Here is a 16,815-nt window from a genome sequence, read left to right as displayed (position 1 = left end):
ATGACCATCGCCCCCGATAAGAGCACAACAGAACTGCTCTCCGTCAAAGACCTTCGCGTGGACTTTTTCATCCGCAAGCGGGCCGTTCACATCGTGAAGGATCTTTCACTCACCATCAAAGCCGACGAAACGGTCGTTGTTCTTGGCGAATCCGGGTCCGGGAAGAGTGTCACTTCATTGGCGATCATGGGTCTTCTTGGCAGCAGCGGCGCCAAAATTACAGCGGGCCAGATGTACTTTGAAGGCGTCGATCTGCTGACTCTCCCACCCAACGAGAGACGCAAGTACAGGGGAAAGAAGATCGCCATGATCTTCCAGGATGCGCTCTCCGCCCTCAACCCCGTCCAAAAGGTGGGCAAGCAAATACAGGAGGTCATCCAGGAACACTCAGAGCTCAGCCGTGACGATGCGTATCAGCGGGTACTGGAGTTGATGGATCGAGTGCGGATCCCCAATCCTGCCCAGCGATACCACGATTACCCTCACCAGTTCTCGGGAGGTATGAGGCAGAGGATCATGATCGCCATGGCCTTGGCCATGGACCCTGCGCTGCTGATCGCGGACGAACCGACGACGGCCCTGGATGTCACTGTCCAAGCGCAGATCATGAAGCTCCTGGTCGATTTGCAACGTGAGCACCACATGGGTCTCGATGCTCATCACCCACGACCTCAACGTCGCCGCTGAGGTAGCCGATCAAATCGTGGTGATGTACGCCGGCCGGGTCGTGGAGTCTTCCCCGGCAGATGCCCTCTACAAGGCGCCGGCGCACCCGTACACGGAGGGGCTACTGGCCTCCACCCCCACAGCCCAAGACAAGGGCAGCATGCTCAAATCAATACCAGGGACGCCCCCAAGCCCGGCAAACGCGCCGAGCGGCTGCGCGTTTAATCCCCGCTGCCCGCGCGCCCGGGAGATTTGCCGGGTCGAAGAGCCACCCTTGGTGTCCATCTCGGGCGGCCGGACCTCGGCCTGCCACTTCTGGGAGGAAGTTCTTCTCGATGCCTCAAAATAAAAACGACGCCACAAGGCTCATGCCATCGACCAGCACCGCAGCCGCGCCGATCTTGGAAGTCCGCAACATCGTCAGACACTATCCCGTCACACGGGGCATGTTTAGACGGACAACCACCGTGGTCAAAGCAGTCGACGAGGTCAGCCTCACCCTTGGCAGAGGCGAAACACTCGGTCTTGTGGGTGAGTCAGGTTGCGGCAAATCAACCTTGGCCCGGCTGCTGATGGCCCTTGACCGACCCACCTCCGGTGAGGTTCTGCTGGACGGTCAAAACCTCTACGACCTCCGTAGGGGTGACCTTCGCCGAATGCGGCGCAGAATCCAGATCGTCATGCAGGACCCCTACGCCTCGCTCAACCCACGTATGACCGTCGGGGAGATCGTTGCTGAACCCTTTGAGATTCACACCGAAGTCGTCGACAGGAACAAACGCAAGGCCACGGTGAAGGACCTACTGGACGTTGTAGGCCTGAACCCGGATCACCTGAACCGGTATCCACACCAATTCTCCGGCGGACAACGGCAGCGCATCGGCATTGCCCGTGCACTGGCACTGAAGCCGGAAGTGATTATCTGCGACGAGCCCGTCTCAGCCCTCGACGTCTCGGTCCAAGCCCAAGTGGTCAATCTCCTTGCCAGCCTTCAAAGAGAACTTAACCTCTCCTACATCTTCATCTCGCACGACCTATCCATCGTCCGTCACGTTTCGGACCGAGTCGCCGTCATGTATCTGGGAAAAATTGTCGAAAATGGCTCGGAGAACGACATTTACAGCCATGCAAGCCACCCCTACACCCAAGCTCTGATCTCGGCCGTCGCAGCACCCGACGTCCCGCAGCACGGAACCCGCGAACGAATCGTTCTGGCCGGAGAAATACCAGGCGCAACCTCCAAGCCGTCCGGCTGTGCCTTCCGCACGAGATGCTGGAAAGCACAGGACATCTGCGTCCAAGACGTGCCCGCCCTCGTAGCCCGTCCTGGCTCCCCACACCCCAGTGCATGCCATTTCGCAGGGGAACTAACACCGCTGACAATCCACGAACTGGCACAACAAGAGAACGTCTGAAAGGACACGAAGAAGTGATCAAAGACCTTTCTGGCGAAACGCCTCCCAAAACAGGCACTGGGAGGGCAGCCCGTGCCACACCATTCCAGGTCACAAGGGACCGGAGGACTGCCCAATCCGCACCGACGAAGGAACTGGACGGTGAGTTGTTGGCCTTCGTTCGTCAGGAGATGGCTGAGCTCTCCGTACCCGGTGTGGCCATTGCGCTTGCCCACGATGGAGCGGTAGCTAGTGCTGGACTAGGGATCACGAATGCCCTCGCGCCATTACCGGTTGAAGCGGACACGCTTTTCCAGATCGGATCGATCACCAAACCGATGGTCGGAACGGCCATCATGTCTTTGGTCGAGCAGGGGAAGATCGAGCTGGACGCTCCAGTTCAGCGCTACCTCCCTGGCTTTACCGTCGCAGATTCCCACGTCGCCGCCACCGTGACAGTACGCCATTTAATGACACATTCAGTCGGGTGGGCAGGAGCTGACAGGTTCGATGACCATGGCGGAGGGGAGGACGCGCTGGAAAAGATGGTTGCCGGAATGGCCGGGCTGGAACAGATTCACCCGCTGGGCAAGATGTTCTCATATAACAACACCGGCTTCTACGTTCTTGGACGCATCCTCGAAGTGATCGAACGGCTCCCCTTCGAGGTCGTCATGCGCCGCAGGATCTTCGAACCATTGGGTTTGGACTCCGCGACTTTCTTCGCGCACGAGGTGATCACATCAAAGTATTCCGTCGGCCATGCGCCCGTTGGTCGAGGCATGCGTATAACCAGGCCATGGGCGATGCCCCGGTCAACAAACGCCGCGGGGGGTGTCATTTGCACGGTGCAGGACCTCATGACCTTCCTGCTGTTCCACCTTGGTCAGGTCGAGCCGAAGAGTCACGTGCTTAGCCGGCAATCAAGGGCCCTGATGGCCGCTCCGGCGCTCGACGACGAGGAATTCCGGCTTGGTAGTCCCTGGATAGGCCTGACATGGCGTCTAGGCCAAACAGGTCTGACTCCAATCGTTGGGCACGGTGGCGGGGCCCATGGTCAGCCCTCCTTTTCCAGAATGCTTCCCTCGGAAGGGTTCGCCATGGCCATCCTGACCAACGCCACGACGGGTGCCGAACTGGCGGAACGAACCTGGCGATGGGTGGTGGAGCGGTACTTGGGGATGCATGCTGATTCAGCGCGGTTGGTGTCTGCACTCACGGCTGCCGATATCAGCGAACGCGCCGGTGCATTTGACGGTGACTGTGAGCGTCATAGCGTCACACTGACCCCGGAAGGATTGCATCTGAACACCCGCATTAAACGGGATTGGCTCTCCGGCATGGAACCTTCGTTCTCAGAGGTGGCAAGCAATGGGGGACTCTTGAGACCGATCTCTGACGATGTCATGAAGACCCAAGATGGTGAGCGTGTGGAGTTCCTGAGGGACGCCTCAGGAACCGTGAAATGGCTCCGAGTCGGCACCCGCGTGGCACCGCGATCCGACTAAGCAAGGTGGGTTTCGAATTCCACGACGAACTCACCAATCCTCACCGCCTCACCCGAACTGACTCACCCGCGTCTCCGAAGCCATGCTTCCGACGGCCGGCCCTTTCCGCATCCTCAGCTACGGCGGGATTCAGAGGTTCTGACAAGAGAAGGGCACGATTTCCGGACGCTATGGCCAGCCCACGACGACCAATCTGCAAAGGAATGCCCAATGACAGTTACGATCCCGAGTGGCACCCCAAGCCCCTTCCGAAAAGTACGGTGGGTTCCTGACCGAAATGCCCAAGGCGGCAGCGCTGTCCCTTCACATCATCAGAGTTCCAGACCTGCTCCCCAACGATCTGTGCCTGCCCAGGATGGCTGTGAAGTGGGATGCCACTACTGCGAAGGCCCAGAAACGGATTAGGAAAAGCCAGGGAGTACCGACGGACTGACATGTGGCCAATAGAAGCCGTGTGTGAGGCATCCTTTCGAACGAAACGGCCAAGGTGCTCACTTTGATCATTGCGTTGCGCTAGGCGCGCAGTTAGCCAGCAGACGAACATGCACCTGCACCAGTTCTCCCACAAGCCCCAGGAGCAGCCCATGAGCGCGCATCTACCCTACATTTCCCAGTTCGAATCCTCAGCGCTCGCCTCCGAATTCTTGGAAGGCCGTCTGGAAACCACGGAGGATCCGAATTGGAGAAATTCGGGATGGACTAGACCTCGGGACTATGGATTTTGGGCATGGCATACATGCGGAGTTGCCTGTCTCCGTATGATCCTCCCGCCAGGTGCGGCGACTGCGGCGGAGCTTACTTCGGATCTGGTACGGGCCGGAGCCTACCAAGTCAGTGGCCAGCACGTTACCGGGCTCATTTATCATCCGTTCGCGGACTACATCCGCTCCAGATGGGGATTGAGCGGAACGGTGCACAGGACTCTAGGCATGGAACGCGTTCGGGACGCTCTGGGCCGACCGGACACGGTCATGATGCTGTCGGTGAATCCTGCCATCCGCAACGTGACTACTGATGACCCACCGCCATCTGGTCTGGCCCCAGGTGGTCACCTCGTCCTTGCTACGAAGGCATCCGCCGAGGACATAACCTTTCACGACCCTTCGGGTCATCCTTATCGCCAATCCAACGTGACGCTGTCATGGGAGCATTTCGGGCCGCACTTCGCCGGGCGCGGTATAGAGATTACGGTCCAAAGAGCTCCTCATCGGAACCAGCCGCTGGACCGTGTTTCCCTCCTCGGGCATGCACCCCTGAAGGTGCATGTAGCCATCTCTTCGACCTGTAATACTCCTTAGATGATGATCGAACCATTCGCTGCGGCCTGGCACCGTTGGGAACGCGCCAACCTGCACTATATGGAGTTGAGCGAGGTGTGGAATCGCTATATTGCCAGCCACCCATTCGACCACGAACTCAGGCACCAGGGGTCGGGGAGAGCTACGTCCTCAGCATCCGGGAAACCGAACCGATGCCGGCCGAATTCGCTGTGGAGACAGGGGAATGGCTCTACAACCTGCGAGCCACCCTGGACTACATTATTTGGGCCTTGGCGGCCTACACGGCTGGCACGGTCCCCCCGCCCAAGGAAGAAGCACTGCAGTACCCCATCTACGACGACGAAGCCACATGGAAACGAAATCTGTGGCGCATCAAAGGGCTGGCCCTGCGCCATCAGGACATGCTCCATATGATGCAACCCTTCAATAGCGATACAGACGCCAACTACCTCGGCTGGATCAACCGGCTGGCCAGAATTGACCGGCATCGAAGCCTGGTCAACGGCACGTCACGGGTGGTGGAGTTCAACCCCGTTTTCGCGATAACCGGACGAAACAAGGCCGGCTATCAGCCTCGCTTGGAATGGGGTGACAAAGTTCTCCGAAACGGACGAGCGGATGCCGCCCGAATCACAGTGGTGCCGTGGGACGAATCAGTTGAGATTAATTGCAACCCTCGCGTGGGAATTGACCCGGAGATAGCAGAGTGGTCAGTCTCCAAGTTTTGGGGTCCAAAGAGATTCACCACCCGGCTCCAACTGCTGCAGACGTGGGTGGCCGCAGAGGTCGCCATTTATGAGTATGAATGCACCGGTACGAGCAGGAAGCAGAGTCTCCTCACGGACTCCTTCCGGCAAGACAGCGACGCCAACCGACCGACGAGCACTCTAAGTTGGCCTACTCGAAAGGACACGACTTGGAGTGAACCCGAACGGGGAACACAATCCACGAGGGCGCGCCTGCATGGACAAGGATTCCCCTCAAACAACGATCACTTGGACGGCTCTCTCTCGGAGTTCCAGACGTCCTTACTTGGCGGCGGTATCTGAGCGCTTCGGCATGCGGATGGTGGCTTCTGGACCTACGCCCTGTTCGTGGCATTAGCCCTGGTAGTGGGCAGCAGCGAACGCAGCGCAGGGTCTTTTGAATTGTGCAGCTATCCGAGGGTTCCCGGATCAGTGAGTGTTCCTTATCCGCTCCTGCTCCCAAGGGGTAAGCGCGATCAAAAGACATCCTCAGGGTCTGTCGAAGGCGGACAAGTATCAGCGGCCAAGCCGATACGAAGACTGGGCCGGCTATTTGCAGCTTGTCTGCGCACGAGGTCCAGTTTCGGTTTTATGGGCAGAATGGGCTTATGTGCGGCAGATACGTGATGTCCAAGGCAGCTAGCGACCTTCTAAGCCACTTCGAGGCCAAAGAAGTTGAAGGCAGCCCTCCAGGGCCGAGCTGGAACGTTGCGCCGACTCAGAACGTGCCGATCGTGGCGGAACGCCTGGATGAAGGCACCATTGAGCGGCGACTGCTGATCGCTCGTTGGGGTCTGGTCCCGTCCTGGTCCAAGGACATCAAGATCGGCTCCAAACTCATTAACGCTCGTAAGCGAAAGCATCTTGGAGAAGCCCTCGTTCCGGTCAGCTGCGGCGAAGCGCAAGGCCATCGTTCCAGCCGAGGGCTACCACGAATGGCAGAAGACCGAGGACGGCAAAACGATTCCGAACTACCTGTTCTCGGAGAACGAACCGCTGCTGGGCTTCGCTGGACTATACGAGTTCTGGCCCGACCCCGCGTTGCCCGAAGACGACCCCGAACGGTGGCTGCTGACCTGCACAGTCCTGACCACAACCACCCAGGACGCTTTGGGACACGGCCACGACCGGTCGCCGGTCATCATCCCGAAGGACCGCTACGCGGAATGGCTCGACCCGGACCTGACCGACAGAGCAGACGTCCAACACCTGCTCAATTCCCTGCCGGAACCGACACTGACTCCGCGGATCGTCAGCACCGGGGTGAACAGCGTCCGCAACAACGGACCGGAGCTCATTGAACCAGCCGAGGGGGGTACCCACGGTTAGGATTGGCCTCGTTAGGGCAGTTCCCCGTATTGCCCCCCGTGTGGGGTGGGCATCATGAAGGAGGATCACGCATGGCAGGAAGTTCGAAGTCTACAAAGACAGCTCTGGAGGGTTCCGGTTCCGGCTGAAGGCCGGCAACGGCGAAGTCATCGCCACCGGCGAGTCCTACACCACCAAAGCCGCCGCCCTGAAGGGCATCGAGTCCGTGAAGACCAACGCAGGATCCGACGTCGTGGACCTCACCAGCTCCTAAAGTGCGACGCCCGATCTGGACGGAAAGCAAGGCCCCCGCAACAGCGGGGGCTTTGCTGCGTCAGGACACCCTGACAAGAAGTCCGGTCCACCGGAGGGGATCCCTGCAGCACGGGGGAGGGGACCATCATGCACAGCGCCAAATCGTCGTGCGGGATCCCCAGGTCCATCGCCCGTTCAAAGAGTGCCACCACCAACGGTTCCAGGGTCAGGTCCGGGCGGAACTGGAACCGGGGCAGTAGGTGCCCTCGTCGATGAAGACGCGGAAGATCTGCCGCATCACCGGTTCGGGATCCTCGTGCACAGTAGAAAGGCGTTCGCGGACCTGCTCCAGGATGGGCAGCCGGAATTCATTCCGGATCCGCTCCCACAGCTGCTCGGGGACAGCGGACCGGTACAGGTCAGCCGGCACTAGCTGATGGAGTCGAGCTGCCACACGGTGGCCAGCGGCTCCCGCCGGAGCGTGAGCGTGCGCAGCTCCCGACCGGATTCGGGGAGTTTGGCTTGGACCTGCCAGTGCTCGATGCTGACAACATCGCCGGTACCGACCGCTGCCCGGTCCCGGGTTTCCCACCAGGCGTCCCTGGTGAACCAGTGGGCGGTGTGGACGTCGGGATCAACCATCCAAATCCGGCCGTCGTGGCGGATCGCCAGCGGGGTGCCGTCGGGGCTGAACCGGACATCGACGTCATGGACGGTCGTAGGGTATTCAGGTGCAAGAGTCATTGCGGTTTCCTTTCCTGCTCGGCGCCGGTCAGGCGGCCTTGACGAGCGGGAGTTCGTCCCAGTGGGTGGTGTACCTGGGGGAGAGCATGTCGCGTTTCATGGACCAGTCCGGCCCGCCTTTGATTCCGGCATGGCCTAGTCCGATGGACCCGCGGCCGTATCGTTTGGCCACATCCTCCAGCAGGGTCCCGATGCCGCGTTCTTCGTGCGGGTTCTCGAACAGTTCCAAGGGTTTCTGGTTCCCGGACGGACGCAGGTCGGTGACCATGATCCCGGCCCGGACGTACTTCACACCTGCATGGACCTGAGGGAGCAGCGCATGGGCTGCCCTGGTCAGCAGGACCGGGTCAGCGGTCGGCATCGGCAGGGCCAGGCACACGGAAGGAAAGGACTTTTCGCTCGGGTTGAAGTGCGACGTGGCCGCGAACGCCGTCAGCACTTTCGCTTGCAGGTCGTGTTTGGCCAGGCGAGCACTGGCCATCTGCGCGTAGACGCTCATGACCTGCCGCAACCCCGCCGCGGTGGTGATGGGTGTGGAGAAGGACCGGGAGAAGATCAGCTGGTCCCTCCCGATCCGTTCCTCTTCCATCGGGATGCACGGTGTGCCCTGCAGTTCCAGGACGGTGCGCATCATGACGATGGAGAACTTGTCCCGGATCGCCACAGGATTGGCCCTGGTAAGGTCCAGGATGGAGAAGATTCCCATCGCGTTCAGGCGTTTGGTCAGCCGTGTGGCCACGCCCCAGATTTCGATCACGGACAGCTTGGCCATGAGCGCTTCGCGCTGATGCAGGGGCACGGACTCCCAGCGGCAGACGCCATCGAAGGCGGGGTTGTTCTTCGCCCATTTATTGCACAGCTTTGCCAGCGTCTTCGTCGGCGCGATGCCGACGCAGACAGGCACGCCGACATGGCGCCGGCAGGCGGCTTTTATTGTCCGACCCAGCTGCAGCAGCTCATCGGGCTCGCCTTTGACGCCGAGGAAGGCCTCATCGATGGAGTAGACCTCCAGCCAGGCCGAGTACCGGCCCAGGAGCTCCATGACGCGTGCGGAAATGTCTCCGTACAGTTCGTAGTTGCTGGACAGGGCTACCAGCCCCCATTCCTTGGCCCGGGGCCGAAGCTTGAACCACGGCTCACCCATGGCAATGCCGAGCTTCTTGGCTTCCGGGGACCGTGTCACAGCACAACCATCGTTGTTGGAGAGCACGATGAGGGGTCGACCCTCCAACGCGGGATCGAAGACACGCTCGGCCGAGGCGTAGAAGCAGTTCACGTCCACGTGCGCTATCTCCTGCATCCGGCGCATGATCGCTGGCTTAGACATAGTGCAAACACCGTGTCGCGACGCCCCAGATGCTCAGGTCTGAGAGCGCTGGAACCTTGATGTCAGGGAAGTCCGGGTTGTCTGCCTGCAGGACAACACCATGGGCGGTGATCCGCAGCCGCTTGATGGTCAGCTCGCCATCAAGCACAGCCACCACCACAGAACCGTCCTTGGGCTCCAGCGCACGGTTCACGATCAGCTCATCTCCGTCGCTGATACCGGCCTGCTCCATGGACTGCCCAGTTACCCTGACGATAAAGGTGCTCGTCACGTCCTTGATCAGGTGCGCATTGAGATCGATCCGACCGTCAAAGTAGTCCTGGGCCGGCGAGGGGTAGCCTGCAGCCACCGCAACGGGTGCCAGCAACACCTTCACCAGAGAGAGCCCCGCATCTACCACGCGGGGGCCAACTATCACGCCCACAACACACCTTTATTCGAATATATGTTCGATAATTGAGTGTACAGCCAGGCCCCGACACTGAAACACCCCGGGAGATCCGGCTTGTGGAAAGTCTGGTGTATGAATACTGCATGGTCTTCACACCGTTGCATCGTGCTCTCGGGCTCGGGCCCTCGCCGCTCTCGTATTCGATGATCGAAGCCGCCGTTACCAATCATGTGATAGAGGCCGCCGACCTGGATTGGAAGAGGGCCTTGCCAAATAAGGACCCGAAGGCCTCTAGGGAGTTCGCGAAGGACATCGCAGCGATGGTCAACGCCGGCGGTGGCATTATTGTCTACGGAGTTGCCGAGGACGCCACCAGTAGTGCCGCTGAGACAGTAACTCCCGTAGTTGACTGGAGCGACTCTGTTCAAACCAAATTGCTGGGCTGGGCCTATTCGTTGATTCAGCCGCCTGTCCACGGGCTGGAGTTCAAGCCGCTGATGGAGGACGGTGCCACGGAGACTCAGGTGGTCGTGTTACAGATTCCGGCGAGCTTCGAAACTCCGCACTTTGTGATCACGGACGACACCATAAGGGCTCCAAGGCGGTACGGCCCTCGAACAGTTTTCATGAGTGAACGGGACATAGAGCAGGCGTACCGGCTGCGCTTTGAGGATCGTCGCAACCATGAACGATCACTCACCGAGCTTGTGGACCGGGTACTCTTAGGCGCCAATCAGAGTAACAAGGCTTGGTTGGCTGCAGCCGCGCGCCCGGTAAATCCGCGACCCTCCTATGCCGGCCGGGTATCTGAGGAGGATGCCCGTAGCATCCTCGGGGAGCTAATGACTCGGAACCCTTTCCTGAAGGACGCGGCAGGCATGGAAGTCGTAAGTCTTGTCCCAAAGCCCGGATACAGAAAATGGCGATCGACGGAACCCGAAGGCAACGATCCGTACAGCATCGTTGACATCCATGACGACGGCAGCGTGGCACTTGCTACGGCTGGACACCCCTACGAAGCAACTGATTTCTCTGGCTACTCCGATGTACTTTCGGGTGAGGCCCAGGCCTTGTCTGCCCACATTATCCATCTCATGAGGAGCGCCGCGGAGCAATTGGACGTCGTAGGCGACTACGAAGTGTTGATGACGATAAAAAGTCCAGACCCAGTCATGTACATCCGAACTTACGATACGTCTCTGCACAGCCTGACCGACCGATCCCGACTCGCACCCATCCATCTTTTTCAACCCGTTGTTGGGCTCGTTGCTGGGCGGGGGGATGTGTCCGAAGCTCTGGGTGTTGTGAGGAATCTTGCCCTGGACGTCTTGAACCAAGGTGGTATCCGGCGGCTTGGCCACGTTTACCTTAAGGATAAAATCTGATCACGGATTATCATCTCGGACTGCGTCGTCACGAAGTTGTCATTGACGCGTGGTGGAAGCGGCTGCAGTTTACTCCTGACAGGGAATGGATGCCCTACTGTAGACCGAGGTGCCGATGGAAGTACCGGCCGCCCTTCTCTGGACAGTTAGGTTCCCGTACTGCATGACCACCAAAGACTGGGTCGATATTGCCCAATTTTCGCTGAATATCATTCTGGCGATTTTCACGCTGACTTTGTTCAGGCAAGGCCAGAAAGACCGGCGGAAGGTCTCGGCGGATCAAGAGCGTGATCAAGCGTCGAAGGTATCCATCATCCGAAGGGAAGTAACGGAGCCCAGCCCTGGAGGCGGACTGAGCGTTCAAAGTGTCACAGTCGAAATCCGGAATGACTCCGCGTTGCCCGTTACAGGCGTCCGCTTGTTCGGAAGCAGGAACGTATCTCTAGGGGAAAAGCCCGCCGAATGGGAGGACTTGAATCTTGGCAATGCTCACTATCGGGGTTTGGCCGTTCCGGGCGGGCAGAGCATGACGTTCCCCTTGAAGGCGTCCCTTATGGTGTGGAATTTTGAACTCTACTTCGTTGATGGCGCCGGTAAGCCCTGGGTGCGGCGAGATTCTGACGGCACCCTGTGGGTAAATACGGATATACGAATGCCGCGCCGCTGGTGGCATAACTGGTATCAGCGACGAGCTATCGGGAGGTTTGGAAAAGTATTCAGGTGGCCAACGGAGTATGCATTTCACCGGGCGGTGAAGATTGCTCCACAGATTCCCTGGATGGCCCGAATAACTCGTTTTCTGTGGGGCTCGGCTACGCCAGCAACCACTGACCCGCAGCCGTGGCGGCGGACGCCCTTTGTTTCCGAACGGGATTGGCCCTATCAAAACCTCATTGATATGGCGTTGTACCTGCGCAACAACTCGCCATCTGATTCGCAGTAACCGACAGGGGTGCTGCGCACTGCAGTTTGATGGTTGGAGGTTGTTGTCGTGCTGGCGGCCGGCTTGGTATTGAACGCACTACCGATGCCAGCCACCCGCAGTGTCAGGCGTTTGCTGCTGCGTAGGCGTAGAGGACGGGCTGAGGTACCCGGCCGCGTGATGAGACCTGATGACCATTGGAGTTTGCCCATTCGCGGATCTTTGTGAAGGTCCTCGCGACTTGCTTTGGGGCCTTGCTGCCCGCGGTGACTGGAAGACTTGGTCCTTCGTGCGGCGGCAATGTAATCACTCAGACCGCTTATCAAGTTCTCATAGTTCTCATCGGAAAGGTCGATGTCATAAGACACTCCACCCACACTGAATTCACGGGGAGTAGCGTCTGATGTTCCATCAAGATCGTCAATGATTTCAATTGCTCGTGGTTGTGCCATTACGGGATTATAGGTACTGATAGGCCACTTTCTATTCATGGTGTCCAAGTGAACATCGGGGTGGATCAACGGATGGGAATGTTTGGTGGCAGCTCTACCTCTGTAGGATCCAGTTCAGGCCGGGCACGCAGGAAACGCAGCGAATGCCTGAATGCCTGCCCGGACCATGCGACGTCGGCTGAGACTTCGACGACGAGAGGTTCAACCAAAGTGAGTCTGACTGGCCCCTTCTCCTTGCTGAACCTGTTCAGCGATGACTCGCTGATCTCCTCCGGCCACGGATGGTCCGGTTGTGCCGGCTTGAGATACCTTGCCAGCTCGCGGGCCGTCCTTGTGGTCAACACAGTCGAGCGCCCAACAATACGAAGCGTTGCATCAACAGGCAGCCCGGCAATAATCGCCTGTGGCTGTGAGATATCTCCGATGACGGCAGCGCACACGATATCGGTGACATTGCGATGCTTGACCTTCAGCCACGAACGGATCCCTGGTGCGTAAGTCTGCAACAGTCCCTTGACCACCAAGCCTTCTACTCCCGAGGCAGGGAGCTCCTCAAGCCAGGTCCTGGCAAGCTCAGGATCAGTGGTGCCGGGGGAGAGTGCCAGCGGCGGCGTCCAGTCTTTGGCCAGTTCTCCCAGCAGAGCCCGCCGGTCCGAGAACGGCACACCTCGTGTGTCCTGCCCGGCCACAGCCAGCACGTCGAAGGCAGCGAACGTCGCCGGCAACTGACGTGCCAGAGCCGGCAGTTCTGCCTTGGAGGTAACCATTCTGCGCTGGAGGGCATCGAAGTCCAGACGGTTGTTGTTCCAGATGACAGCCTCGCCATCGACAATGCAAACCTCGGGCAGCTGCCGCTCAGCTGCAGCGACCAGGTCAGGAAAGTACCTTGTAAGTTCCTTGCGCTGCCGGGACCATAGCGTGACCGTTTGATCGACGACGAGCACGCAGCGATAGCCATCGAATTTGGGCTCGTACCAGCTGCCGCCAGGCAGAGCGTTCGGTGGTGGCAACGATGGCACTGCCTTTGCTAGCGCAACCTCCAAAGGTGGGCGCAGCGCTGAGGGGAAATTCCCATTCTGCTGGGACATGTCTTCAGGATAGGGCTGCAGCCGCGGGGCATCCATGGGATGAGGAAAGCCGCTTAGCCTCGTGGATCACTCATCAAAGAAAGACACCATCAGTAGGAGTTGCGAAAATAGATCTTGAGCTTTCCGGCAATATAGTCAGAGCAGCCTACTTCGAATGGCACGCCCCTGCGGGCACTGCACGACCTTTTCCGAGGACGTTCCTGATGTTGACCTTGGATGTATAGGAAATGGATCCATGTTGGAACAACCTCACGGCCATAAGGAACATCACGACCGCACCCACATAAAGGATTGCCATGACAACGATGGCTTCCCCAGCGCAGAGAGACCCATAGCTCATTGCGGAGTAGCGCGGTAACCGGCAAGGAAACCGGAAAGTAGGCAAAATCTGTTCGATCAGCCACCGCAGGCTGGAGAAGATCAGTGAAATCGCGTAGAACGGAACGAAAATAAGGGCAATGACTGCGCCCATGAAGCCGCTGGCTTCGTAGGTGGTAGGCATGATGGCTCCGAGAGCAACGAGCGTGGTCGTAAAGAGCGAAAGCCACCGTCGAGGATGCCCTGGATCATCAAGACCGGGTCGAAAACCAGGCTGCTGAAGTCGACGTCCGGAACGTTGAGTTGTTCCCGGACGACTACATCTCCTTTGCTGCCTGTGGATCATAGCCCGCTACTGCAGGGCGGCTGCTGCTCCGCGAGCAGGTCTCATATGTGAGGCTCCTGCACCTTCACCCGGAAGCGCGCCGAGGGCGGTTCCACAATCGCCCAGGATGTCTAGCGATCAACTGGGCCTCAAGCATCAATGCCTCTGCCCTGGTCGACACAGTTTGCCAGCGAACTTCCAGATGCGCGTGGTCGATCGCAGAGCGGGCAGCCATCGTCGCGCGCATCGGGCGACCTGCGAGGGCCTCGTCCATGCGGGCTTGAAGCCACGCAGGGTCGGGCAGTGCTCTGTCCATCGCGTGCTCACCAAGACCGGATGTCGCTCCCCGCCCGTTCGCGTAAATGGAGAGCCGACCGCGGACGCCTGTCCCCTTGCGTTCCCCTGCCATCCCTATGTACACCGGGCCAGCTTCGGGCTCGTCGGCCTTCCGGAACATGTACACGCCCGGGAACAGCGGGGCGAGCGCCAGCGCTAGGTTGAACGGTACCCACTCTGACCAGACCCGATGCCCTGTCTCTGTCGCCGACAGCCGGTGATCCACAGCTTCGGAAGGGCGAGTGTGAGCCAGTGATGCACTCTTTCGCGCGACGGCACGGCGGCCATATTCGGCAGCCCGCTGTTCCACATACCAACCTGCCAGATACCGCCGGCCGTTTTTCTTGTTGGGGATTTGTATAGCTCTTGCGGGTCTCTCAGCACGCAGCCGATTGCGTAGCTCCAGGCCGGTGATGCCCAGAAGACCGGCGGCTTCGTTAGCCGTGATGCTGTAGAGGTCATGGGCTCTATATTTTCCACGGTGGCACCGAGCTTTGACAATTGCAGCAGCGCACGGTACCGCTAAATAGCTCTCAGTTGTGCCGGCGATCGGTGTCCCGTTTACTAAGAAATGGAAGGATATGAAGACGGTGAGTAGGAACCGTGTTCTCGTTGTGCAAGGCGATTCCCTGCCGCGGCCGTTGGGCGACTTGCGGCGGGTTGCCTGCGGCTGCATCCGGACCCCGTCTATATCTCCAGCAACGAAGAGCCTCCAGGCCAGGACGTGGCGGCGGCCAACTCCGCCAAAGCATAGAGCCCCCCTCGTCTAGCCTTCGGGCAGGGGCGGCATCAAGAGTGCATTCCACGAACCCGCCGCCTGTCTAGCAAACGCTATAACTTGCGCAACATCGGTCCGAAACACCGGTACCTAGGGTGACGCTTTGATATATCAACACTGGCAGTTTGGGAAGGATAAATAGCTGACCGTATCCCCGATCAAACTGTGCGCTATGCCAAGCGGTTACGAAACCCCGTCGCCTGGCGATCATCACCACTCTTGGGGGAGTGCGCTCCGAACGTACTTCGGTTTGAAGGAATTGGAACGACATGTGGCTGGGGCCTGAGTTCAAGGTCAGGTCGTCGGCAACCTTGCTAGCGCCCGTGAGCCAGATCGCGATCACGATGAACTTGCGCCGGACCGATTGGATCTCGCCGACGGAACGCGACCGTTATCTGCAGGCCACCTGCGGCTTCCATTTCGGACAGACTCTGGCTAGTTAGGAAGGTGATTGAGGAACCAGCCCCATGCTTCATCGAGCGGGGACCACAGGAGCCGGTGCCGAACCCTCTTCTCGTACCAGGTGGCACGTGTCTGGTAGCGGTGGTCGGTCCAAGTGTGTTCCTTCCAAATCCACCCGGGCCCGTAGGGACCCATCCCGTAAGGTTTATCCGGAAATCCGCCAGTCCTGGGGAAAGTAACCAGCTCGTGAGTTCGGGCTGCGCGCGCAACCACAAGTGCTCCCACGATCTGGCCTTCTTCTTGTGAGTAGATTGCATCTTGGTCCCTTGTCCCCCGCACGCCTCGCGGAATGAAGTACGCCTCGTGAAGGTCGTATACCGCATGTAGGGCGAAGTGTGCCTCGACGGCGGCAGCGTCAATGTCCTCTCCCTTGCACGCCTCTTTCACTCTGTCTGATGCCAATTCGAGAGCGCGAAGGCTCAGTAGATAAGATTCGCGGATGTGTTGCACAGGCACCACAATACGACTGCCCGGTTCGGGGTCTGGCCTATGTGAAGATACCGGGACATGCCCAAGGCGCGACCGCGGTCTGGACAACGAAGACGGGCGGTTCCATAAGGCGCTGAAGCGGATGCGGATCCACAACGTACGGACACTGCAAATGTGATGATTCTGTGGCAAGAATCCTCGGACCCATTGGTCCCGAGCCTTCGTCAAGGGACATGACTATCCGAATGTTCCCGGATCCGCCGTTACTCCTGCTGCGGAAGCCGTCGGAGTCGGAGCATCAAGGCGCTTATGTCCCTGTTTTGTACACCCTGATCCGTGATTGAGCCGGTGGCGAAGAAAACGGAATCGGTGATGGATATCACTATCACAAGCTCAACAGTCACGAAATGATAGCTGCTGTAGGAGGCTGCAGCCGCTCCCCGCAGCGGCCGGTGATCAGGAAGGATGGCTTAGCCCTCCACGCTATCGGCCGAAGATGTGGCACAGCGCTTGCTGATCAGGGTCGTCACGATGACCGGCAGCCCTTCTGCTGCTCCGTCGGAATATCCGAATACTGGAAGACAGCGGCGCCGTGAAACCAGCCGCGGTCCCTTTCGCCCGCTGAAGAGATCGACATCCGGCCTAGGGTTGTCGTTGGACGGTCCAGCGCAGCGGCCCGGTTCAAGCCGTACCAAGGGGCG

15 protein-coding genes and 2 pseudogenes are annotated in these 16,815 nt (G+C 59.2%); 9 read left to right on the top strand and 8 right to left on the bottom strand.

What is annotated here, in order from left to right; all coding sequences use genetic code 11:
- The 7 genes and pseudogenes from ACTAQJ_RS14760 (at position 1) to ACTAQJ_RS14730 (ending at position 7,176) form a co-directional block, all read left to right on the top strand.
- Positions 1-687, top strand: coding sequence for an ABC transporter ATP-binding protein (locus ACTAQJ_RS14760; RefSeq protein WP_498697171.1), 687 nt, complete (start codon positions 1-3; stop codon positions 685-687).
- Positions 632-1,015 carry an oligopeptide/dipeptide ABC transporter ATP-binding protein gene (locus ACTAQJ_RS14755; RefSeq protein WP_498697169.1) on the top strand — a complete coding sequence of 128 codons (384 nt, stop codon included), beginning with the start codon at positions 632-634 and terminating at the stop codon, positions 1,013-1,015. Before ACTAQJ_RS14760 ends, ACTAQJ_RS14755 begins: the two co-directional genes overlap by 56 nt.
- Positions 1,002-2,081, top strand: a complete 1,080-nt coding sequence (locus ACTAQJ_RS14750) for an ABC transporter ATP-binding protein (protein WP_498697167.1) — start codon at positions 1,002-1,004, stop codon at positions 2,079-2,081. The genes ACTAQJ_RS14755 and ACTAQJ_RS14750 overlap by 14 nt, the downstream gene beginning before the upstream one ends.
- Positions 2,082-2,095: 14 nt before the next feature.
- The gene (locus ACTAQJ_RS14745) at positions 2,096-3,568 is read left to right on the top strand and encodes a serine hydrolase domain-containing protein (RefSeq protein ID WP_498697164.1); all 1,473 of its coding nucleotides are present in this window, start codon (positions 2,096-2,098) and stop codon (positions 3,566-3,568) included.
- Positions 3,569-5,039: 1,471 nt separating this feature from the next.
- Complete coding sequence (locus tag ACTAQJ_RS14740; RefSeq protein ID WP_498697162.1) at positions 5,040-5,897, top strand: hypothetical protein; 858 nt, start codon at positions 5,040-5,042, stop codon at positions 5,895-5,897.
- Positions 5,898-6,220: 323 nt separating this feature from the next.
- Positions 6,221-6,923 (top strand): annotated as a pseudogene (locus tag ACTAQJ_RS14735) (SOS response-associated peptidase).
- Positions 6,924-6,987: 64 nt separating this feature from the next.
- The gene (locus ACTAQJ_RS14730; protein WP_498702204.1) at positions 6,988-7,176 is read left to right on the top strand and encodes a YegP family protein; all 189 of its coding nucleotides are present in this window, start codon (positions 6,988-6,990) and stop codon (positions 7,174-7,176) included.
- 207 nt (positions 7,177-7,383) lie between these two features.
- Here the strand turns inward: ACTAQJ_RS14730 and ACTAQJ_RS14725 are convergent, their stop codons facing one another.
- The 4 genes from ACTAQJ_RS14725 to ACTAQJ_RS14710 are packed head-to-tail and all read right to left on the bottom strand — an operon-like array spanning position 7,384 to position 9,652.
- Positions 7,384-7,587, bottom strand: coding sequence for a hypothetical protein (locus ACTAQJ_RS14725; RefSeq protein ID WP_498697159.1), 204 nt, complete (start codon positions 7,585-7,587; stop codon positions 7,384-7,386).
- Positions 7,587-7,901, bottom strand: a complete 315-nt coding sequence (locus tag ACTAQJ_RS14720) for a hypothetical protein (RefSeq protein ID WP_498697157.1) — start codon at positions 7,899-7,901, stop codon at positions 7,587-7,589. The genes ACTAQJ_RS14725 and ACTAQJ_RS14720 overlap by 1 nt, the downstream gene beginning before the upstream one ends.
- Positions 7,902-7,929: 28 nt before the next feature.
- Positions 7,930-9,228, bottom strand: coding sequence for a Y-family DNA polymerase (locus ACTAQJ_RS14715; protein WP_498697155.1), 1,299 nt, complete (start codon positions 9,226-9,228; stop codon positions 7,930-7,932).
- Positions 9,221-9,652 (bottom strand): LexA family protein, encoded by a 432-nt coding sequence (locus ACTAQJ_RS14710; RefSeq protein ID WP_498697153.1) that lies wholly within the window; start codon positions 9,650-9,652, stop codon positions 9,221-9,223. The genes ACTAQJ_RS14715 and ACTAQJ_RS14710 overlap by 8 nt, the downstream gene beginning before the upstream one ends.
- Before the next feature lie 32 nt (positions 9,653-9,684).
- Here ACTAQJ_RS14710 and ACTAQJ_RS14705 point away from each other — a divergent pair, with 32 nt between their 5' ends.
- On the top strand, positions 9,685-11,004 hold the full coding sequence (locus ACTAQJ_RS14705; protein WP_498697151.1) for an AlbA family DNA-binding domain-containing protein: 1,320 nt from the start codon (positions 9,685-9,687) through the stop codon (positions 11,002-11,004).
- Positions 11,005-11,167: 163 nt separating this feature from the next.
- Complete coding sequence (locus ACTAQJ_RS14700; RefSeq protein ID WP_498697149.1) at positions 11,168-11,947, top strand: hypothetical protein; 780 nt, start codon at positions 11,168-11,170, stop codon at positions 11,945-11,947.
- 103 nt (positions 11,948-12,050) lie between these two features.
- On the opposite strand, the gene ACTAQJ_RS14695 is transcribed toward ACTAQJ_RS14700, so the two are convergent.
- From ACTAQJ_RS14695 to ACTAQJ_RS14680, 4 genes and pseudogenes are all read right to left on the bottom strand, one after another.
- Positions 12,051-12,236: an Lsr2 family DNA-binding protein gene (locus tag ACTAQJ_RS14695; protein WP_498702203.1), complete on the bottom strand. Its 186-nt coding sequence runs from the start codon at positions 12,234-12,236 to the stop codon at positions 12,051-12,053.
- Positions 12,237-12,267: 31 nt separating this feature from the next.
- Positions 12,268-12,378 (bottom strand): annotated as a pseudogene (locus ACTAQJ_RS14690) (Lsr2 dimerization domain-containing protein); the annotation flags it as partial.
- Positions 12,379-12,443: 65 nt separating this feature from the next.
- Positions 12,444-13,466 (bottom strand): ATP-dependent DNA ligase, encoded by a 1,023-nt coding sequence (locus tag ACTAQJ_RS14685; protein ID WP_498697148.1) that lies wholly within the window; start codon positions 13,464-13,466, stop codon positions 12,444-12,446.
- 145 nt (positions 13,467-13,611) lie between these two features.
- Positions 13,612-13,968: a hypothetical protein gene (locus ACTAQJ_RS14680; RefSeq protein ID WP_498697146.1), complete on the bottom strand. Its 357-nt coding sequence runs from the start codon at positions 13,966-13,968 to the stop codon at positions 13,612-13,614.
- Positions 13,969-16,815: the final 2,847 nt, after the last annotated feature.

It is taken from the genome of Arthrobacter sp. alpha11c (assembly GCF_054149985.1).
The sequence above is the reverse complement of the archived record's forward strand: the minus strand, read 5'-3'. Positions and strand labels throughout refer to the sequence as shown.